Source organism: Shewanella seohaensis (genome assembly GCF_023283775.1).
GTDB classification, from domain to species: Bacteria; Pseudomonadota; Gammaproteobacteria; order Enterobacterales; family Shewanellaceae; genus Shewanella; species Shewanella seohaensis.
Map to the genome: position 1 here is coordinate 42,064 of NZ_JAKILE010000004.1, position 22,332 is coordinate 64,395.

The window sequence follows — 22,332 nt, forward strand, 5'->3', positions numbered from 1 at the left end:
TCTGTACTGAAACAATCCATAATCAAAAGAGAAGCTTAAATTGAATCCCAATATCCGGATAATCCGTTATGAAGAATGCGAATCGAGTTTATGGAAAAACGGTAGTGGCAGCACTAAACAACTTTTGATATGGCCAAAGGGGGCAGATCTCAGCAACTTTGATTTTAGGATCAGCATCGCCACCATTTCGAGCGATGGCCCCTTCTCACTCTTCCACGGCATCGATAGACAGCTATGTATATTGGAAGGTGAAGGGGTAAAACTACACATAAAGGGGAATGATTTAGGACAATCAGAGGAAATCATCCTGCGCCCGAACGATTCTCCATTTTGCTTTAGCGGGGAAACTCAAATAGAGAGCAAACTATTAGATAAACAGATCCTAGACTTTAATGTGATGACAAGGCGCGGAAAATACCACGCATGTATTGAACAGCTAAAATTAGATGACCTCTTCAGTCTTGAACCCACCAAAACCAGTCGCGAAGATAATGTCCATAAACTAACAAATACACAAAACAACGAACTACAACAATGGTTGTTGTGCCTTGAACCGCTGAACCTAGTTTATAAAGGACAAACTATTCAACTAAAACCTTACGATATGTTGCAGTATAAGCATGCTAAGAATTCTAAGAAACTAACTAGTGAGTTAAGGTTTTTAAGAATTAAAACTTCTGAGGCCGTACAACAAAAAATCAAACAAACAGAAGTAAAAGATCGATATGAAGAAAACGATAGCCAGATAAAGGTTTTGCTCATTTTCCTAAAAAATAAAGAAATCAAGTTGCTAGAATCTACTTGAAATAAAATCCTAGCAAAAACTTAAGACTATTTCCCATGGCAAGTAAAACTGAAATTTGCAGCATAAATATGCAAAAACAATCAACAAAGGTCACAAAAGAAGGGATGATAATTAGACACGTCTAAACCATTTATACAGACCGATTTTAATAAAATTAGGTGCTAACCTGACAAATGTACGAATAATTGAAACTTTAGAAAACTGCCAAAAGTTTAAAAAACCGCACTTATACATAGCTACGTAACTGGATAACTCACCCTTTAAAAATTTATAACCACGTCTAGTTATAAAATCCTCGCCAGTTCTCATCTTAAGTATAACTTGAGGTATATTCGCAAGCTTATTTCCACTTTGAATGACTTTAACCCAAAGCAGATGATCTTCCGGATAAAGTGAAGGATATCCACCAACAGATAGAATAATAGACTTGCGAAATATACAAGCCGGATGACTAATTGGAGAACGTAACCTTGCGAACTTCACAATTTCATCGTGACAAATAGGCAATGCGCGATGAGAAACTTGTTCTGAAAGATTTATATCCCACTCTTCGATATAACCACTTGAGACAGATATATCAGCCCTTTCACTCATAAAACCTACTTGCAATTTAAATCTATCAGGAGTCGAAATATCATCCGTATCCATACGAGCAACAAGGTCCCACTTACAATACTGCAAACCAAAATTTAATGCAGCAGCAAGCCCTACATTCTCATGCAATGGTACTATAGTAAGAACATTACCAAGTTTATTACTCCAGTATAGAATCTCTGTGTCAAGCTCAGGTGTTAAAGGGCCATCTTTAACTAGAACTATATCATCCGGCTTTAATTCTTGAAGATCGTAGATGCTTCTCATTGCCTGAGAAAAATTATTTGGTGATTCTTTATGATAAATTGACAAAAGAACAGAAAAATTCTCATTTTTTAATGTGATCATCTAACACCTTCACTTACCTAACCATTGAATAAATTTAGAAACTCCTAAATCTAAACTTGTATAATTAAAAGGCCCCACCTCATCATGTAATCTCGAGTTATTTAAGATATTTGATTTTATAGTACTTAAACTCGAAACATAACGCACGGAAACATGCTCTACTTTTAAATTTCTCCTAACAACCTCTAAGATCTCTAATGTCGAAACAGGAAATCCAGAGCCTATGTTATAAATATTATGCTTAGGACTAGGAAGAGCTAAAAGCTTAGTGAACAAATCAACGAAATCATCTATATAAATATAATCCCTTACCTCGTATCCATCTCCCCAAACCTCAACAGACTGGCCAGAGCAAATGCGACCTGTTACTACAGCGATTAATCCTTGTGTACCATTTAACATTTGATGTGGGCCATATGGATTTGACGGTCTAACTATTAAATATGGCTTACCTTTCAACTCTGATTCAAAAGATATGAACGACTCTAAAAGTATTTTACTCCTGCCATAATCACATAGCGCACTCAACTCTTCAGTTTCAGAATGTGGAAAATCACTGCTTCGATAAACTCTTCCACCTGATGAAAAAAAGACAAACCTTTTTACTACATCAAAAACATTTGAAATAAATTTTTTATTTACATCTAATAAATCATTAAAATTTAACGTCTTAGAATTAACTGAAAATGAATTTACCAAGTATATCGCTGTATGTATATCGAGTTCAGATAGTAATGCTCTATGCAGTTCAAAATCAGTTAGCTCAGCAGAAATAAATGTGAAGTTATTATTCAAACATAACGGTTTTTTTCGTCCGAAAACAATAACTTCAAAACCTTTATTAATTAAAGATTCAATCAAATTAATGCCTATAAATGAAGAACCTCCAACAATCAGAATTCTCTTACTCACGTTGTCCTCTCATTTACACCCAAAAACATAGCTTCAGTTTGCTTTACAAGTGAAGGCCAGCTATGATTATCAGTAACAAATTGCCTTGCGGCGATAGACATATCTCTCAAATGTAACGGTTCGATATTAATGACATCTAGCAGTAATTCAGCTACATCGTTCGCATTTGTTTGGCATTCCCAACCAACATTATATTTGCCAATAATTTTTGACATATTAACACCTTGAGTAACAAGGCAAGGTAAACCACAATCAAGTGCTTCTAATACGGCCATAGGAAAGCCTTCATATCGTGATGTTAAGACAAAAACATCTTTACTATTTAGCATTTGAATTTTTTCATCACCATAAATAGGCCCTTTGAAAGAGACACTAGCAAAATTCAGCTCTGAAATTCGCTTTTGGAGAAGAAGTTCTTCTTGGACATCACCCTTACCATAAAAAGTGAAGTCAATATCCACAATATCCTTAGAGTTTTTTAAAACAAAAAGAGCATCAAGTAATATATCAGTACCCTTGTGCGAAGAATCAATTCGAGCTAAGTAAACAAATTTATATGGCTTAGAACTTATGGATTTATCTTGATAGACAGTATCAATTTGGGTACTAGTAATACCATTACCCTCGAAGATTACTCTTTCATTCCAACGAACTGAATTAGATGCTTCATCTTCATTAGTATAAATGACTGCTGCAGCATTCTTTATGAAGCCTTTAAAAAAAATTGAATTTGCAATTATTTTTTTTATCAGAGACTTTTTTTGTGCTTGATAAATCAAACTTGAATGAGGCTTTACAAGATAAATCTTACCTAACGATAATATTTTTTTATATAAACCGATATACTTAAAAAAATACACGCCATGAAAAACAAAAATATCATAAGCGTTAAATAAAGAATCGGAAATATCTTCCTCACTAAATACTTTAAATTCCTTATTAGTATAATTCCCATTTAAACAGAGCATTGAACAATCTAAAATGTCACTATACAAATTGACTTTTCCAATCATCTCAGGAATTAATTTCCCGATTCCATTTGAAGGCTCAATTTCATTACCAACTATATGTAAAATCTTCATTTAAAACCTTTTAATAACTATATGTTCCGACTTTTTTGTTCTAGAAAACAAGAAATCGAAAGTAAACTTTATAATAATATAAAAAAACATCAATATCAAAAAGCAAAGCCAAGATTTAAAAAATAGGAAATAGGAAAAATCATTATTAATTGGCAATGTTAAGATAGACACAATGTAAACAGAATGAGAAAAACCACCTGCAAACTTACTAAATACCGCTTTTAAAAAATAAAGCCCTAAGATATTAATTACAACCACAAACGGCGCTATAAACAAGGACAAAAGGCCAAAAATACTCCAAGCGTGGGCTTGAATATAAGTGTTTGAATTAACCCAAGCATCACCTGCGGTGGGAAAAAATATCGTAATAATTTCAGCCGCAGGATCAATTGCGGCAAACCCAAAAGACCCTGCGAGCGGCATACCATAAGTTATCCGTTCAAGATTTGGCTGTAATACATCGTATATCATATAGGCGCCCTCAGTTTGACCAATAAATAGACGAGCAGCAACAGCGGTCAAAACATCACCTAATGGAGTTTCATGCAAAAGCATAAATGCAGCAGATAAAACGGCTAAACTTAGTAATGGAGAAATAAGGACATAGAAATAGTTAATATTTTTTGAGTACTTTAGGTAAAGAACAAATAAGATAAAGAAAACAAATACAAGCTTAGATTTTTGAAGATCGTATAATGAATAAAATATAACAAGAATAAGATTTAAATTAAAAATCAATGTATATTTTTTAGGTTCAATTTTCTTTGCTAAATAGGAATAGACCAATGAACATTGTGGAAAATATGCGAATATGTAACCAATAAATAGCCCACCAGCACCTACTTCACTTCTCAAAATTTTTGCTTTAATTAATGCAGCACCTTCGGAATCTCCTACCAAAGCCAAAAATAGAGGAATGTTCCCAATAGATATAATTTTAAAAGATACTACCAGAATTGAAGCAAGTAGTAAAAGTATTGAAACTTTATATGAAATTCGAACAGAAGTTAATCTCACATCAAGCTCGAAGAAAAAAGACAAAAATGAGATGAACAATAGAATAAGGGATATTGAAATAAAGGTATATCTGAAGGTTATATCAAAGGTGCTATCTGCAAGTACATTTTGAACATTCATCACTATTGGAAAATCAAAAAAAGAGACCAATATAGTCCCTGGAATAATCAATACATATAAAGATAAAAATAACAATGCACCAATAATCGATGGTTTTAAAGAGAATAATTTCAATCTCCAACTAGAAAATATAGTTGCGATTAAAAATAGAATAAAAACTAAAATATCGTTGATCACTATAATTTAACCAAGTGCTAGCGAAATAAATCGATGATTTTTTGTTGGACTTTATAAGGCCGAATCAGAAAAAGTGAAAAATGAAAAAATCTGTATAAAATTGTATTTTTATTTCCAATATATTTTATCCAAAGCAACTTTTCATAAAATACTACAGAATCATCCCACTTTTTAAATATCTTAAAAAATGATAATAATGGCCACAACTCATCCCTTTGAAATGAATACAACGACTGCAAATATTTAAGATTACCTATTTTTATGGCTTGTTGGGAAAGCGAATCACCTTTGCGATAAAGAACAGTTGCTTTGTCCATATAGTCCATTCTATAGCCATTTGTTAAACATCTAAACCATAGAGGATAATCATCTAACATTGGATATCTCAAATCAGCATATCCGACCTGAATAAGAACATCCCGCTTTACAAAACTAGTGGGTGCAAGGAGATAACATTCTTTCAACAAGATCTTAAGTTGCTCATTTGGCCCACCAAGAAATTTTGATTTATCGTGGCATATAGGAGTTTCACGGCCTTGCTCCGTAAAAGGAATCATATTCGAGAACAAAACATGAGTTAACTCATTCTTGCAAATATAATCCACATTCTCCACGATACAATCATCTAGCAGTATATCATCAGCGGCAATGGTTTTTATCCAATCACCGCTAGCATTTCGCCATGCCGAATCACAATTAGCCGAAACGCCTTTGTTTGTATTACCCGATATACATTTTATGCCATAAAAGGAAAGTACATTTTCTTTAGCCCATGTCTCTGCAACTGATAATGTAGCATCAGCGGAGGCATCATCAGAAATGACCACTTCTATACACTTTTTATTATATTTTTGTCTTAAAATACTATCCAATGTATCTAGAATCGTTTTTTCAGAATTATATGCAATTACAGCAATGGTCACTAAGGTATCCAATACTACATCCTAATCGAAATTAATCATTTAACTTTTGTAAGCTGTCCATTTTTATTAACATAGACACCAGATTCCATAATTGATTTATGGACAACAGCGTTCGCACCAATGATGACTCTGTCAGAAATCTGCACACCTTTCAAGATGGTAACATTAGAACCTATCCAACAATTTTTTCCTATTGATACTGGTGCAGTTATGAACTTATTTTTATAAACAAAGTAATCATCATCAACCAAGTGGTCATGATCGTAAATTTTAACACTCTCACCAAAAATAGTGTCATTCCCAATAGTTATTTTATCGAGACAATTAATAGAACAATCATTATTAAAAAAACAATTCTCTCCAATGATTACTTCACCATTGCAAATAACAATGCTCAAATTTTTCCTAGATGAAATATTATTCAAAACTAACTTTGAATTTCCTTCAAGAAAAAGATTCAATCCAGATTCAATCTTTGGAAAACGAAAAGTCACAGCTGAGTTTGTCAATTTGCTTATAACAAACAAATATGAATAATTAAATATAACAGAAAATAACTTAATGAACCGAAACAATGCTACCTCTCTAAATACCTAAATCTTATATTAAGACGCGATGACTCTTCTATTGAAAAATACAAAAAAGAAATAGAATAAATAGTTTATCGCGTAAGCCATAGTAACGCCTCTTAAGCCATAACTTGAAACTAATAGGTACGTAAGGACTAAAAATGATATTGCAAAAAAAATTTCTGAAGCAATAAACAACTTAGTCGCACCACGAGAAATCATAGGATATGCATACAACCAAGCAACTATCTTTATAACGTCGCCAACTAATTGTACGGCAAACAAATCACGAGCATGCCTAAATGCCTCTGTGAAAAGTATTGAAATTGCAATATCACGCAATAAGTAAACTATAAGAGCTGTTAAAGCAACGAGAGGTAAAATAACCTTAACGGTTTTGTTGATTTCGTTAATAACATTATCGACACCATGTAGTGATGATAATTTTGGTAAGTAATATGTACTCAATGCAATTGTGATAACACTTAAATAAACTTCTGATATTTTCCATACGGCTTGCCATTGACCAGTTGCATCCCAACCCACTTGGCTAATTAATATATTCCGAATCAAAATCAGTGCGACTGGCAGCGTTAAAGCGCTAGTAATAGCCATTAACATGTAACCCGCAATAGCTTTGCGTGCTGCTCTATCAGTTGATCCCCACCAATAGCATAACTTAAACCATGGTTGTCTTAAGTTTGCGATTAACATTAACAGGCCAATTAATGCAGATTGAATCGCTGCAGCAAAAAGTGCACCTTTTATATTATAAAACGCTATCATAGCTAGCATTACACCACTGGATATCAGCACAGAAATCATGCCAAGACCAACGTAGCGTCGATATAGCTGTTGTCCATTAATAACAGAATTACATAAAGTACCAATCGCAGATAGAGGAAGCACAGAAACAGTTGCAATAACCACCCAAGCAAGTTGAGTATCTTGGAATAGCCATTGCGCTATCTGGTTCGATAATAGTAAGCCAATAGGAATAGCAATGGCTGAGATAATAACCACCCATTGCAAAGAAGCCCTCCACCAAGGAGCACAGGCTTCGAAACCTTGCTCCTGGTGCTCAGCAGTAAAACGAACAACTCCATTTCCTGCTGGAGCATTAATAACGCCGTTTAAACTGCTAACCATACTTTGCACTTGACCAAGCATAGCCAAGCCCGTTGGTCCGGTGTAAATTGCCACTACTTTAGCAATAACAAAACCCATCGCCATTTTCAGTAGGGTCAGTAAACCTGTCAAAGCAGTGACTTTTAACAAACGTTTCATGCACTAAATCCGTTTATTGCTCCGATCACCTCTTCGATATCTTCATCACTCATTGTAGGGTCTAGCGGAATTGACAACACTTGTTGATGGATCTGCTCAGTAATAGGCAATTGCAGTGAGTTGAGCTCACCATACGCCTGTTGCTTGTGTGGGGGAATTGGATAATGAATCAATGTTTGTATGTTTTTACTCGCGAGATATTGCTGTAAAGCTTCCCTTTTTTCGCAGCGTAAAACAAATAAATGCCATACGTGAGCAAGTTCAGCAGTGACATGCGGAAGTGTAACCAGTGGATTTGTTATACCAGCGCGGTATGTTTGCGCTATTAACTGACGACGTTCAGTTTCGGCCTCTAAGTGACGCAATTTTACGCGCAACATTGCAGCTTGTATTTCGTCTAGTCGACTATTGACACCTTGGTATAGGTTTTCATATTTTTTATGAGAGCCATAATTTCGAAGCGCCTTTAAAGTTTCGGCTAACTCCGGATCATTAGTTGTAATAGCACCAGCGTCACCTAGAGCGCCTAAGTTTTTCCCAGGGTAAAAACTAAAACCTGCAGCATCACCCCAGTTTCCGGCTCGCTTACCTTGTATTTCAGCGCCGTGAGACTGTGCGCAATCCTCCAAAACTAATAAATCATACTCTTCTGCGATAGCCATAATTTCTGGCATTGGTGAGAGTTGACCATATAAATGTACAGGTAAAATCAGTTTGGTTTTTTCAGTAATGGCTTCACGAACAGTTTGCGGATCCAGATTATATGTTTCAGAATTTGGCTCTACTAGCACAGGGACTAAATCATTTTCAGTAATAGCCAGAACTGAAGCGATATAAGTGTTAGCTTGGACAATAACTTCATCGCCAGCTTTAAGTTTACCTAACTCCTTCCAAGCTCTAATAGTCAAAATTAATGCATCTAATCCATTGGCAACACCAATAGCAAATTTAGTATTACAGTAAGCAGAAAACTCAAGTTCAAATTGAGCAAGTTCGTTGCCCATAATATACCAACCTGAGTCAATTACTTTCGCACAAGCATCCTTTAACTCAGTTTGATATTGTTTATTAATTTCTTTTAGATCTAAAAAATTTATCACAATAATTCTCTTCTAGTGAATAAAAATACTTAGTTTAATTTTCTAAGTTGAATTCACTCAGCCACTTTTCAACTTCATGCTGAGGATAACCGCGATGGAAATGACTTCTCCATGGGTAAGCTTTACGACCACTACCATCTTTCAAATTAATCTTACTAATAGGACAGATAGGCTTTGCAGGATTGCCAGCGACAACCCACCCCTCATCAACGTTTTTACCGACTATACTACCAGCACCAATTAATGTATCAGACGCAATTTTGACACCAGGTAGAATAACCGACATAGTAGCAATTACAGCAAAATCACTTACCTCACAACCGATAAGAACTTCACTTGGAGGATGTGGGTCATTAGTTAGTACAACATATGGGAAAATCCAAACATAATTACCAATTTTAGACTTATTACCAATATGTACATTGCTATGACATTTTACATAATCACCTATCTCACAATGTCCCTGTATATCACCAAGTGTTCCAATCTGAAAATGCACACCGGCGTTAGTTTTTTCTCTAACCGTTACTCTATGACCAGTAATTAGGTTATTACCAAAATTAGAGGATGCATAAAACACACTATGACTTCTTATATGAGAGTTTTCACCTATAACTAACGGCGTATCATCACAAAACTTATTTTTTACACCAAGTTCGCAGAATGCCTCTATCGTAGAGTTATCTCCGATAACTACATTATCATGAATAATAGAATAAGGGCCAACTGCAACATTATTTCCAATAATTGCCTTGCTACTTACGATGGCGGACGGATGTATTTTAGAAGTCATAATATATCTCCTTCATGTATTAATAAGTATAAAAACCTTGACCAGACTTTCTACCTAATTTCTTAGCACTTACCATTTTCTGTAAAAGATAAGAAGGACGATATTTCGAATCACATGTTGAAGAATATAAAGCATTCATAATGGATAAGCAGACATCATTACCTATTAAATCAGCAAGAGCTAAAGGTCCGAGGGGATGATGAGCACCAAGCTTCATTGCTGAATCAATTTCCTCGACTGTGGCAACTCTACTTTCTAAAATGCCTACAGCCTCATTTATCATGGGTATTAAAAGCCTATTAACAATAAACCCAGGACTATCCTCGACCCTAACTGGAGATTTGCCTAAGTGGATACAGAAGTCCCAACAACGATTTACAGTATCTTCTGACGTGAGAATTGAGGGAATAACTTCAACCAGTTCCATATTTGCTACGGGATTGAAAAAATGTAAGCCAAGCAATTTTTCTGGATAGGAGTAAATTGCTGCCATGTCCGTAATTGAAAGGCTAGATGTATTTGTTGCCCAAATAGTATCCGAAGTTATATAGCTATCATACTTTTTGATTATAGATTTTTTGGAGTCTAAATTCTCTACAATTGCCTCAAAAACCAAGTCAAATTTAGAATTTAAATTTAATTCAGTAACAACGTTAAATCTCGACAAAACTTCATCTAAGTCAATCTCAACCTTGGTACGTCTAACAAGCTTTGTTAATGCTTTAATTATATTATCATGAGTTGTTTTAGCAGCATCAGGGGTGCGAACAACTTGTGTCACATTCAGTTTTTTGGATAATAGCAAAGTTGCCACACCTTGCCCCATGATACCTGAACCAATAATTAAAATATTATTAAACATTATTTTTCTCTTTTAAAAATTTTTGATAATCTCTTATGTAATCGTTCTCATCGTAGTGGTCACTAGCTAAAACCATTAATACACAATCTTCTGAAAAATCGTGCATCTCACGCCATAAACATGAGTCAATTAATAATCCTTCTGTAGGTGAATTTAGAAGCATTTCCTCACGAGTCACTCCATTATCCAGAACGAATCGACAACTACCACTCAAAGCGATTGCAACTTGTTTTAGCGTTTTATGGGCGTGCAAACCACGAACCACATCACCTTTTGTCGCATAGATGCAGTAAACTCTTTTAATTTCAAAGGGGATATTTTTATTTCCCTCAAAGGAAACCAACTGTCCTCTATTATCCCCGAGGCCATTAAAGTTAACTATTTTTACCAATCCCATGACTAACTCTCATTTTGGAGTAATGTATTCAAATATTCACCATAGCTATTTTTTGCCATTTTCTTTGCGGCATCCGTAACCTGTTCGTTAGTTAACCATTTATTTCGCCATGCAATTTCCTCTAAGCATGCGATTTTATAGCCTTGACGTTTTTCTATAGTTTCAACAAAGGAAGCTGCTTCAAGTAAACTTTCATAAGTTCCGGTGTCTAACCACGCAAAACCTCGACCAAGTAACTCAACGTTTAATTCGCCAAGTTCTAAATAAGCTTGGTTTACACTAGTAATTTCTAATTCTCCGCGTTCAGAAGGCTTAACATTTTTAGCAATATCAACTACTCGATTGTCATAAAAATATAGCCCTGTAACTGCAAAGTTAGATTTAGGTCTAGTGGGTTTCTCTTCGATTGATATAGCTTTCATATCATCGTCAAAGTCAACAACACCAAAACGCTCAGGGTCTTTAACTTGGTAACCAAACACTGTTGCACCAGTAGGTCTCAAAGCTGCTTTTTTAAGTATCGGCGAAAAACCTTGCCCCCAGAAAATATTATCTCCAAGCGCTAAACATACACTGTCATCACCAATAAACTCTTCACCAATTATGAATGCTTGTGCAAGCCCATCAGGGCTACTTTGAATAGCGTAGTGTAGATTAATACCAAATTCAGAACCATCCCCAAGAAGACGTTGGAATGACGATTGATCTTCTGGAGTAGTAATAATTAAAATATCTTTAATACCGGCTAGCATTAATACTGAAATGGGGTAATAAATCATGGGTTTATCGTAAACAGGTAAAAGCTGCTTAGATACGCCCTTGGTGATAGGGTAGAGACGAGTGCCAGACCCACCAGCGAGAATAATTCCTTTCATAGTAAATCAGTTCCTAGAAAAATAAGCCCTAGATAAAATCTAGGGCAAATAAAAAAGATTAAATACCTAAACGCTCGCGTTGATACGTACCGTCTTGAACGTGTTGACACCATTCTTGATTAGCTAAATACCACTCAATAGTTTTTTGAAGACCTGTTTCAAAGGTTTCTTGAGGGTGCCAATTCAACTCACGGCTCATTTTAGTTGCGTCAATCGCATAGCGACGGTCATGACCAGGTCGGTCAGTCACATAGGTGATTTGCTCAGCATATGAACTTGCTTTGGGGACGAGAGCATCAAGAATAGTGCAAATGGTCTGCACAACTTCTAAATTTTGCTTCTCGTTATGCCCACCGATATTGTAGGTTTCACCAATTTGACCTTCTGTAACCACTTTATATAGTGCGCGAGCATGGTCTTCGACATATAGCCAATCGCGGATCTGGTCACCTTTGCCGTAAATTGGTAAAGGTTTACCCTCAAGTGCATTTAAGATCACCAGTGGGATTAATTTCTCAGGAAAATGATAAGGTCCATAGTTATTGGAACAATTCGTCACTATTGTCGGTAAACCATAGGTGCGTAACCAAGCACGTACAAGATGATCGCTTGAAGCTTTAGAGGCTGAATATGGGCTGCTTGGAGCATAGGGTGTTGATTCAGTGAAAAGAGGCAAGGTCACATCCGGTGACACTTCGTCAGGGTGCAGCAAATCACCATAGACTTCATCAGTAGAAATATGATGGAACCGAAAAGCCTGCTTTTTATGACTTTCAAGTTTCATCCAATATTCTCTAGCAGATTCTAGTAAAGTATAGGTACCGACAATATTAGTCTGAATGAAGTCACTTGGGCCTGTTATAGAACGGTCAACATGAGATTCTGCAGCAAGATGCATCACTGCATCTGGTTTGTGCATTGCAAAAACTCTATCTAGTTCAGCACGGTCACAAATGTCAACTTTTTCAAATGCATAGCGTGAACAACCAGCAACATGAGCCAAAGACTCTAAGTTTCCTGCATAGGTTAGCTTATCAACATTGACAACGCTATCTTCAGTGTTTTCTATAATGTGGCGTACAACTGCAGAACCAATGAACCCTGCACCGCCAGTTACTAAAATCTTCATTAAGTCTGACCTAAAATTTAATAAAAAGGCAGTTACCTGCCCATTCCAAATAACACTACTTTGACTGTTTTAAATAAAATTTTTATATCTAAAAGAGAACTATGATGTTTAATATAATAAATATCGTATTTATGTTTCCAAATTGCATCTTCTACAGACGCTCCATATGGATAACTTACTTGAGCCAAGCCTGTTACACCTGGTTTGACAGCATGGCGAAAACGATAATAAGGAATTTCTTGCTCTAATTCTTCAATAAAGACTTCACGCTCTGGTCTTGGACCAACAATTGACATTTCACCTTTTAGAATATTGATGATCTGCGGTAATTCATCGATCCGGGTCTTACGAATAAAGTTACCTACTTTTGTAACACGAGCATCATTTTGAGTAGCCCATTGCGCACCAGACTTTTCAGCATCATTACGCATAGAACGAAATTTAATCACTTCAAATTCGTCATTATATTGTCCTGTACGGCGCTGTTTATAAAATACTGGCCCTGGGCTTTCTAACTTTATAGCCAATGCAGTGAGTAATCCAACAGGAATTGCAACAGTACAAAGCAGAAACGCCGCAAATAAATCAACAACTCTTTTAGCTAATTGAGTACGTTTTGTAGATAAAATTGAAAAAGCTTTTTGATGTAGAAAATAGCCACTATGTAGTAATCGAACCTCAGTATAACCAAGTCTTTCATCAAGATAGCTAACTAAAGGCTCTACCCAAGCACCAAGTTCTGTCGCTTTAACAAGAAACTGTCTCTGCTCTTTAGTCAAACGCGCGCTTTCAAAATGACAAATAACCTTACAACTCAAATCAGTGATGCTGTAATCATTGACAACCATATCAAAACTGTAGTCATCTACGATTAAACCAATCTCCTGCTCTCTGTCTTCAGGACAATATACATAAATAAGCTTCTGGCTTAGAACCTGATTTTTGGATTTAAAACGTTTAGTAACGGTTTTAACTGGTAGAAAACTATCAGACTCCATCGCGTTATTAACTCGTAAACTCATATGAATATGTCCTAATAGGATTAAAGATGAGTAAGAAACCATTCATGGCTTGCACAATATTAAACATATTTCGGCCAACCAACTTTACTTTTTAGAAAAATATCTAATTAAAACTAGAACAACACCCAACATCCCCCCCAAAATAAGTCCTAAAATGCAAATAAGTACACGTTTAGGCTTCGCTTTTTCTTCAGGGGCAATTGCAGGGTCAATAGTTTTAAATACATATTCGTCCCGCACTTCAGCAAACATTATTGTCTTTGCTTGCTCTTCAATTAACTTGTAAAGAACGGTTTTAATATCAGCAACATTTGTTAATGCTATTTGCTTATTTAAAAATGCTGTACTACGTTGTGCTTCAGTAACATCACGTTCCTTCATCACCTTATTAATATCTTGCACTAACCAGGTTACCCATTGCTTAGCAATATTAGGTGATATATGTTCAATTGAAACCTTAACCATACCGGTGTCTTTAGCTGAATTAACGCCGAACACTTTGCTAAACTCTTTATATGCTTCCTGCATCGATGGCTCAGATTTAAATGGTGCTTTTACATCTCTGATCCAAGTTTTAGTATCAGCTAAATAATCATCCTCATCGTATATTAATGTATCCGTATCACGGTTCCACTTTTTTGCGGCCATCAAATCAGGAAGAATATTATGCTTCTGAATGAATTCACTGGCGAAACTACGGGATTTTAGGACTTCAATAGCAAGCTCGGTCTTGTCAGTACCCTTTTTACTTCCTAAATTTACTCCTGCTAGACTAGCTAAACCACCAAACTGTGACGCTAAAGCACTAAGGCTTCCACCTTGCTCTTCAGATGCGGGAGCCAATAGAGCCTCTGCTCTATAGATATTCGGTTGGCTAAAAGCAAATACTCCAGAACCGATTGCAAACAGCATTGTAACGGTAATAATTAGCCACTTTCCTTTCCATAAAGCGGATAGTAGTTCACGTATATCGATCTCATCGTCTGTAGAATGATGAACATTTTTAAAAAGTGCATCATCGCACGAATCAGGTCTTAACCTTGAATCTTGTAAATATGTGTTTGTTTCGCTCGACATTGAAACTTATTCTCGCAGAGTTAATTCTTTAGTTAGAATAGTGCTAGATAAAATTAATAAACGCTAACTAAGAACATCAGCATAGTGACTTGTAGAATCACAAATGGCACTGATGTTCTCATCAATTTCCTAGTTTCTATAGACCTGAGATAGCAGAAATTGCTACGGCAGTATTATAAATTATGCCTGTTACTTGCGACCAGAGTGTCAGGTTATCTTTATATTCAGTATCTAATGGAACAATCACAGTATCACCAGGTTGCAATTGCTCACCACCGCTAAACCAGCTTGAACGCGAAGGCATTAGAACTGAACCATTAGCCTGAATAACATAGGTTCTTCCCTCATCAGCACGTTCTCTCGCACCACCTGACATTGCTAGATACTGGTCGATTGTTAAACCTTCTTTAAATCTATGGGTAGCAGGATGTTGGACTTCGCCCATCACAGAGATCGTTTGTTTAGTTGAAGGGACATATAAAATGTCAGCATCTTCTAACTGCAAATCAGCCTGAGTAATACCGAGTGAAATTGCTGGTAAATCCACGACTAAACGACCAACCGCTTTAATGTTTTCAAGGTCGGTTAACATTAACTGTGCATCGGCATAATTAACTACTGTGCCATCTTTTGAAATCCCGCGGGTAGCAATATCACGACGGAGCTGGTCAGCCAGCTTTTTGATTTCAATCTGTTCTTGCTGACGCACAGACTCACGCACAAATACTGCCGAAGGTAATGCAGCATATTCAGTAAAACCACCTACACGAGTGATTAAATCGCTTAAGGTTTCACCACGACGAATATTGTAACGACCAGGGAATTTCACCTCACCTCTTACTTCAACCACTTTGGTTTCTTGCCAGTCAGGCGTGGTCATTACAGTGAGAATATCTCTGCCAGATAACAACAAATTTGCACTTGAGTTATTTTGCAGCGCTAACGCTAAGTCAATATTCTTATGCTCAGTCTTTGAGCCTGAATTATCAACTACCGTTGAGGTTAATTCAGCTCTGGCTGTGTAGGCGCCTTCTTTTAGGCCACCAGCTGCAACAACCAAATCATTCACTTTTGCTCCCGCTGTTAGTGGATACAACCCAGGTAAACGTACCTGACCATCAATCCCAACAACCTGAATACCAGCACCTGCTCTGCCCTGATTATTAAGCTTGACCATAACAGGATAGAGTAATTCTTGACGTGCCATTTGATTACTGAGTTTGAGTAACTCAGTGTCATCAAATAAGTTAGCCAACATTTTGTTGACTACGCCTTTGACCACGGCCACATCTTCTGAGTCTGTTTTGTCTGTTACAACTACACCAGCCAACTGCGTGCGCTGAGTTATTCTGCTCTTATCAAGCTGAACAAAGCCTGCTTTGAATAAATCTGAACTGATCAAGGTATTAGTGTTTAAAGAAGTAACCTTCTCAACACGTTGTTTAACTAACTTGTTAAGCTCAAAACGGTTTTGCACATCGTCAGAAAAGTTAAAAACAATTACTTTATCACGAGCTTTTAACTCAATATCTTGGTCACTATTATTATTACTAATCGCTTTTCCAGGTGAAAACTGATGGACTTCAATATCCCCATATTCGTTAACTTCACGAACGACCAAGGCATAATCTAAATCAGCAGAGATGGCTAAATCTCCCCAAATAGAAGGAAAGATATCGCTAATTTTTTGTCCTGCGAACCATTGGTATTTACCAGGACGAACAACTGCCCCCACAACGGTCACAGCACTTTCAAATTGTTCTGAGGCGTTTTTAACACGAATCACATCACCCGCTTTGGCTAGAGTCATTTTCCCCTGATCACTGGTGAGGTCGACGTTGACAACAGTTTTTAACGATTTGCTGTTGTAACGCTCAATAGAGCTGCTTTTAGGGTATGCCCCAGGATTTAAACCAGCGGCCATTGTAATAACATCAGCCATGGTTTCATTGTTTTTTAACTCATAAATAGCGGGACGTCTTACTTCACCAGAGACACTTACTAGGCCACCAATAGACGGAATAAACACTACATCACCAGAATGTAAGCGAAGGTCGCCTGATGCATCACCCTTTAGCAGTAAGTCATATAAGTCTAGGGTTCCAACGAGCTTACCATTTCGTTTTAATTGAATATTACGTAACGAGCCAATTTCGTTAACACCACCAGCAACGAACAGCGCTTGTGTAATAGTCGATAAGCTAGAAACTGTATATGAACCAGGTTTGTAAGCATCACCTGCCACAAAGATACGAATTGAGCGTAATTCACCCATGGTGATATTGGATTCAATACCTATCATCTGTTGCTGAATACGTTGCGCCAGAGTTTCTCTCAATTCGGAAAACGTTAAACCATTTACAGGGATAGGGCCTAACTCAGGGAATTGAATCACTCCTTCGCGATTTATCACTAAGTCGTATTCTTTATTCTCTTTTCCATAAAGCTGCACTTTGATGTTATCGCCAGGCCCAACAAGATATTCGCTGGGTACTGGCACATCGGATACTGGCGCAAAAGTGCTTGGCTCACCCGCAAACATTTCATAACCAAAACGACGAAGTTTGAGGTTAGAAGAGTCCACAGAAAAATCTAATTCAGCTTTCTCTTTCTTATCATTTGTTGCGTTAGTACGCTCAGGCTGAACTTGACGCTCGGAAACAACCTGCGGATTAGCTATCTGTGGCTGCGTTTGACTACCAGAAATAATACTGGGATCAATTCCGTATTGTCTTGCTAAGCGCTGTTGTTCTGCTTTGGGTAATTGTTTGAATTGTTCAATCATTTGCGGAGAGGGTGTAAGCGCTTGCGCTTGAGAGCACATCAATATAGAGGCACTTAAACCCATTAGGATGAATTTTTTGACTTGTTGTAACACCAGATATCTCCGATAGGTAAATACAAACCACCACTACACTCAAAATACACAGAATGAGTAACTGAGCGTAAACTAAACATTTATTGTTGAGGAGAATGCTATAGCAATCACCACGATTCTTTGGACAAAGGGAACAAGGGGAGATGATGATTGCAGCGTCCATTTAAGAAAAATGGTAACATTTAGGCACGCTACCGCCCATGGATCACGGTTTCCAAAATCCCCTTCGCAATGCGAACTTCATAATTATCAATTAGATAAGTTAATTTAAAATCTGTAATGATTAGAATTCACAAAATAGATCACATTCTAACCATACACTTACTCATGAGCTTTTACTCAAAAAAGCTTAAACAAGTAAGAGTGTACTATCCAACACGCTAAGTGTTGTACAAAATGCTACTTCTTTTTTATGTTTGATGTTCAGAACCCGATGCTATTGAAACAACAAACCGAAACTATCTACAACGAAATACTCTAAATGGTTTAAGCATCGATGACATAGATATTCACTGAAGTAATTCGCAACACACGCTAGTTACCATGTTTATCGAGTTATAACCTCGTGACCGAATTTTCTGGAACAACTACAACTTTGCTCTGCCCCATAATATTAAACAACACATGACAGCGCTTGTTCGGGCATTTCTCTTGAAAAATGCCTTCTAAATCCACAAAAGGGCCGTCTTTAAAGCGAATTTTTTCCCCGGTTTTTAGTTCTAATTCATGGTCTAAAACCGCTTGGGAAGGCGTTAATTCTTTCATGCGAATGGCGTGAATAATACGATCGTCAATAGGTGTCATTTTTTCTTGGCAGTTGACGATACGGCTCACTCCACGAGTAGAGTTGACCTGCTTAACACTGGTTTGGCTTGGGTCGAAATTGATGAACAGATAATTTGGGAATAGAGGTACACGACAGATCCGCTTCTGCCCGCGTTGAGATTTTTCTTCAGAAACCATCGGTAAGTATGTCTCTAAATTTTGAAGCGCTAAGTTCTGTTGAGCCCTCGCTTCACTACGAGGTTTACAGTACAAAAGGTACCATGCCTTCATTTACTAATCTCACTACCCTATGTTAAGTGACATCCATTCACGGCTCGCAATCATAGCAAAGTTGTGAATAGGGATGGAAGCAGTTTTTTGGCACAAAGGGATTGCCGCTCGGTATCTGAACAGTGGCTGCATATATTAGTAAAATCAGCATTAATCGGTGTTTGCGCTAAGTTGCAGATAATCTCACCAGTTAGCAAGCCAAAATTGACTTTAGTTACTTTTAAAGGGTATATAAGGTGGGATTTTAGCGAAATTATTTAATTTCGCGCGTAAAATATAACTTTTATTATAAAAACGTAACAATAACTCATACGTAAGCCGCGGCAATTCAACAAGTTACTCTTGCTTTAAAGCTTGAGTAAACCAACGAATTCACAGTGGATAAATGAGAAGAGCAACAACCATTTTTCTGTGGTGACATCATCCTGTTTCAGGGGCGCCACAGGCAATCACGAGCTTAAGGTGGAAACTTCATGAGCGTAGCAAAACCACAAGGGACGATGCTTGGTCATCCCAAGGGCCTATTCCTACTATTTACAACAGAACTTTGGGAACGTTTTAGTTATTACGCAATGCGCGCCATTTTGGTGCTGTATTTAGTTGATAAGGTTCAGAGCGAAGGGGGGCACGGTTTAGGTTGGACTCAAGCCGACGCCATTTCACTCTACGGAACATTCACGGGTCTTGTTTACTTAACGCCGCTACTCGGTGGCTGGTTAGCAGACACCTTTTTAGGCCAACGCCGCGCGATTATGATTGGCGGTACTTTAATGGCCGCAGGTCAATTTATTCTCGGTACGCCGCACGCTTGGGTACCTGGTATGGAAACCGAAGTTTTCTATGTCGGCTTAGGTACCTTGATCTTAGGTAACGGCCTGTTCAAGCCGAATATCTCTACCATGGTAGGCGATCTGTACGAAGAAGGTGATCATCGCCGTGACGGTGCATTCACCATTTTCTATATGGGGATCAACGTCGGTGCTTTCCTATCGGGCATTATCGTAGGTTCTGTGGTGGCGGCTTATGATGGCAACTTCCAAGCCGGCTTTATCTGTGCCGGTATTGGTATGATCCTGTCATTAATCATCCAACTTCTGTTTGCGCAAAAGCTACTTGGTGATATCGGTAGAACCCCAGCTGCTAAGCTTGAAAAGCAAAAAGCGGCAGAAAAAGGCGAAGTTCGCAAAGAGCCACTCACCAAAGTTGAGCGTGACCGTATTAAAGTCATCATGGTGATGGGCTTATTTACCATCATCTTCTGGGCGGGGTTTGAACAAGCTGGCGGCTTGATGAACCTGTTCACGAATGACTTTACCGACCGTATGATCGGTACTTGGGAAGTTCCTACCACTTGGTTCCAATCCTTGAACGCGATGTTTATCGTGATTTTTGCACCTGTTGTAGCCTCGATTTGGGTACGCTTAGGTAAGAATGAACCAAACTCGCCTGTTAAGTTTGCTTTAGGCTTAGTGCTATTAGCCGTTGGCTTCTTATTCATGATCGGTGCCGTTGTTGAGATGGGTGGCGATGCTTCAGCGAAATCGAGCATGTGGTGGTTAGTCGGTGCTTATTTCTTCCACACCATGGGTGAACTTTGCTTATCACCGATTGGTTTATCTATGGTGACTAAGCTAGCCCCATTACGTATTGCTTCATTAATGATGGGTGCTTGGTTCCTGTTCGTTGCTGCAGCTAACAAGATTGGTGGCGTAGTGGGCTCATTCATCGGCCACGGCGGTGAAAAAGAAGAACAGCTTGCCAATGCAATGGCCATTTTCTCGGGTATTGCGATTACTGCTGCGCTTTCTGGTGTGATCTTATACTTCATGGCCGACAAACTTGTGGATTGGATGCATGGCGCAGAAAGCAAGCATCACAACGAAGCCGAAGCGTTAGAAGATGAAATTGCCGTTACCGGTGAGCATGAAGCGATTAAACGTTAATCTGCGTTAGGTTCAATCAATAAAAACGCTGCCATGGCAGCGTTTTTTATTTGTAGCTTAGATAATGAACATAAGCGTCGAGCTAATTTATGATTACATGTCAGAGTAACAGTAGATATCGCCAACCTTCATATTCGTTATCATCGATACGCACAAAGTCACTGTAGTGGCATAGTGAATTTGGCCACCGTTATAGGCTTAATTGCATAAAGCCACCCGCGGGTAACTGTGAATCATAAACAAGGCCTTTAAATTGGTTTTCTAAGAGTTGCTGCTTGTGTTCGGGCTCACTGGTCGCAATACAAAGCTGCTCCTGCGGCAATATAGTGCGAAACTGAATGCTCGGTTTCCCCCAGTCTAACATCCCCAATTGCAAGCTCTCAGAAAGCGCTAATGGACTCAAACCTTCATCATTACGCAAGTAGCACCTCAGCCCCTTACCAGCTTGCGCAATCGCGGCGCGATACCGAGTTAATTCGATAGCGACATAAATAATATCGACTGTAATATCGAGGCCAGATTTAACTAAACGCTCGTTCAAATAACTCAACATATTAAAGGGCTCGATGATCGTCTTGCTTTGGCCACTACGATAACTTTTGAGCTTTTGGTTAACAAAACTGCGCAGCAATACACAGGCAAAAGCCGCTCTATTGTCTTCGGGATAGAGATGGGCCATATACATGATGAGGTAGTCACTACCCACCATAGTGGAATCAATAAAGTAACTGCTGATATCGCTACTCTTAAATAGACTGTAATCCACTTTGGCCGTGGGATAGCTGATGTTAGAGGCAGGAAACAGCTGCTGCTGAACTTGCTTAGCAGCCTCGACACTTTGTTCTAACAGAACCAAGTTATCCTTGAGCTCTTGATTAGATAAAGCATCAAACTCGGCTTGAGTCACATCATCGGAATGGTGTCGTTGCAACCCCTGCTTTATCGCTTGTTCGATGATAAATAAATCGGGGACGGGTTTTACGAGATAATCACAGGCACCAACACGCAGGGCTTCAACGACATCCGCCATTACGTTATTGCCAGAGACCACAATTGATGGCACCAGCGGCTCTAATTTACTCATTTCCTTGAGCATATCGAGCCCACCGAGTTTAGGCATGCTAAGATCGGCAAGAATGATATCGAAACGTTGTTGCTTGAAAATGGACAATCCCTGCTCACCATCGCAGGCCTGCACAACTTCGGCACCGCGCCCAATCAGAAAAGTGGCGACGATTTGCCTAAAGACCGGGTCGTCTTCGACCAAAAGAATAGAAACATCATTTAACGCCATAAAGATTCCCGAATAACATTCATTGCGATAGCAATAACTCAATCATGACATCGGAAGAATCATTCAATACGG

Annotated in this window: 20 protein-coding genes; 2 read left to right on the forward strand and 18 right to left on the reverse strand. The window is 38.0% G+C overall.

Annotated elements, in window-relative coordinates:
• The first annotated feature begins 40 nt into the window (after positions 1 to 40).
• Positions 41 to 805, forward strand: a complete 765-nt coding sequence (locus tag L2713_RS05630) for a HutD/Ves family protein (protein WP_248967241.1) — start codon at positions 41 to 43, stop codon at positions 803 to 805.
• A 111-nt stretch (positions 806 to 916) separates the two neighbouring features.
• Here L2713_RS05630 and L2713_RS05635 read toward each other — a convergent pair whose 3' ends face one another.
• From L2713_RS05635 to rfaH, 17 genes are all read right to left on the reverse strand, one after another.
• Positions 917 to 1,747 carry a glycosyltransferase gene (locus L2713_RS05635; protein ID WP_248967242.1) on the reverse strand — a complete coding sequence of 277 codons (831 nt, stop codon included), beginning with the start codon at positions 1,745 to 1,747 and terminating at the stop codon, positions 917 to 919.
• Positions 1,748 to 1,756: 9 nt separating this feature from the next.
• Positions 1,757 to 2,659 (reverse strand): NAD-dependent epimerase/dehydratase family protein, encoded by a 903-nt coding sequence (locus L2713_RS05640; protein WP_248967243.1) that lies wholly within the window; start codon positions 2,657 to 2,659, stop codon positions 1,757 to 1,759.
• Positions 2,656 to 3,741, reverse strand: a complete 1,086-nt coding sequence (locus tag L2713_RS05645) for a glycosyltransferase (RefSeq protein WP_248967244.1) — start codon at positions 3,739 to 3,741, stop codon at positions 2,656 to 2,658. The genes L2713_RS05640 and L2713_RS05645 overlap by 4 nt, the downstream gene beginning before the upstream one ends.
• Positions 3,742 to 5,055 (reverse strand): hypothetical protein, encoded by a 1,314-nt coding sequence (locus L2713_RS05650; RefSeq protein ID WP_248967245.1) that lies wholly within the window; start codon positions 5,053 to 5,055, stop codon positions 3,742 to 3,744. It abuts the gene before it with no gap.
• Positions 5,056 to 5,072: 17 nt separating this feature from the next.
• A complete protein-coding gene (locus tag L2713_RS05655) occupies positions 5,073 to 5,990 on the reverse strand; it encodes a glycosyltransferase (RefSeq protein ID WP_248967246.1) in 918 nt (305 codons plus the stop codon).
• Between the two features lie 23 nt (positions 5,991 to 6,013).
• Positions 6,014 to 6,376, reverse strand: coding sequence for an acyltransferase (locus L2713_RS05660; RefSeq protein ID WP_248967247.1), 363 nt, complete (start codon positions 6,374 to 6,376; stop codon positions 6,014 to 6,016).
• Positions 6,377 to 6,583: 207 nt separating this feature from the next.
• Positions 6,584 to 7,834 carry an O-antigen translocase gene (locus tag L2713_RS05665; protein WP_248967248.1) on the reverse strand — a complete coding sequence of 417 codons (1,251 nt, stop codon included), beginning with the start codon at positions 7,832 to 7,834 and terminating at the stop codon, positions 6,584 to 6,586.
• Complete coding sequence (locus tag L2713_RS05670; protein WP_248967249.1) at positions 7,831 to 8,934, reverse strand: DegT/DnrJ/EryC1/StrS family aminotransferase; 1,104 nt, start codon at positions 8,932 to 8,934, stop codon at positions 7,831 to 7,833. The genes L2713_RS05665 and L2713_RS05670 overlap by 4 nt, the downstream gene beginning before the upstream one ends.
• Positions 8,935 to 8,968: 34 nt before the next feature.
• Positions 8,969 to 9,727, reverse strand: coding sequence for an acyltransferase (locus L2713_RS05675; protein ID WP_248967250.1), 759 nt, complete (start codon positions 9,725 to 9,727; stop codon positions 8,969 to 8,971).
• A 19-nt stretch (positions 9,728 to 9,746) separates the two neighbouring features.
• On the reverse strand, positions 9,747 to 10,589 hold the full coding sequence (locus tag L2713_RS05680; protein WP_248967251.1) for a 3-hydroxyacyl-CoA dehydrogenase family protein: 843 nt from the start codon (positions 10,587 to 10,589) through the stop codon (positions 9,747 to 9,749).
• Positions 10,582 to 10,986: a sugar 3,4-ketoisomerase gene (locus tag L2713_RS05685; RefSeq protein WP_248967252.1), complete on the reverse strand. Its 405-nt coding sequence runs from the start codon at positions 10,984 to 10,986 to the stop codon at positions 10,582 to 10,584. Before L2713_RS05685 ends, L2713_RS05680 begins: the two co-directional genes overlap by 8 nt.
• Before the next feature lie 2 nt (positions 10,987 to 10,988).
• Positions 10,989 to 11,861 carry a glucose-1-phosphate thymidylyltransferase RfbA gene (gene rfbA, locus L2713_RS05690; RefSeq protein WP_248967253.1) on the reverse strand — a complete coding sequence of 291 codons (873 nt, stop codon included), beginning with the start codon at positions 11,859 to 11,861 and terminating at the stop codon, positions 10,989 to 10,991.
• A 58-nt stretch (positions 11,862 to 11,919) separates the two neighbouring features.
• Positions 11,920 to 12,990 carry a dTDP-glucose 4,6-dehydratase gene (gene rfbB / locus L2713_RS05695; protein WP_248967254.1) on the reverse strand — a complete coding sequence of 357 codons (1,071 nt, stop codon included), beginning with the start codon at positions 12,988 to 12,990 and terminating at the stop codon, positions 11,920 to 11,922.
• Between the two features lie 32 nt (positions 12,991 to 13,022).
• Positions 13,023 to 14,012: an exopolysaccharide biosynthesis polyprenyl glycosylphosphotransferase gene (locus tag L2713_RS05700; RefSeq protein WP_248967255.1), complete on the reverse strand. Its 990-nt coding sequence runs from the start codon at positions 14,010 to 14,012 to the stop codon at positions 13,023 to 13,025.
• 84 nt (positions 14,013 to 14,096) lie between these two features.
• On the reverse strand, positions 14,097 to 15,089 hold the full coding sequence (locus L2713_RS05705) for a Wzz/FepE/Etk N-terminal domain-containing protein (RefSeq protein WP_248967256.1): 993 nt from the start codon (positions 15,087 to 15,089) through the stop codon (positions 14,097 to 14,099).
• A gap of 136 nt (positions 15,090 to 15,225) precedes the next feature.
• Positions 15,226 to 17,967 carry an SLBB domain-containing protein gene (locus tag L2713_RS05710; protein WP_248967257.1) on the reverse strand — a complete coding sequence of 914 codons (2,742 nt, stop codon included), beginning with the start codon at positions 17,965 to 17,967 and terminating at the stop codon, positions 15,226 to 15,228.
• Between the two features lie 555 nt (positions 17,968 to 18,522).
• Entirely contained in the window at positions 18,523 to 19,023 is a 501-nt protein-coding gene (gene rfaH, locus L2713_RS05715; RefSeq protein WP_248967258.1) for a transcription/translation regulatory transformer protein RfaH, read from the reverse strand.
• A 473-nt stretch (positions 19,024 to 19,496) separates the two neighbouring features.
• Between rfaH and L2713_RS05720 the strand changes: the two genes are divergently transcribed.
• A complete protein-coding gene (locus L2713_RS05720) occupies positions 19,497 to 20,966 on the forward strand; it encodes a peptide MFS transporter (protein WP_220055068.1) in 1,470 nt (489 codons plus the stop codon).
• Between the two features lie 190 nt (positions 20,967 to 21,156).
• Here the strand turns inward: L2713_RS05720 and L2713_RS05725 are convergent, their stop codons facing one another.
• On the reverse strand, positions 21,157 to 22,260 hold the full coding sequence (locus tag L2713_RS05725; protein WP_248967259.1) for a response regulator: 1,104 nt from the start codon (positions 22,258 to 22,260) through the stop codon (positions 21,157 to 21,159).
• Between the last annotated feature and the right edge of the window lie 72 nt (positions 22,261 to 22,332).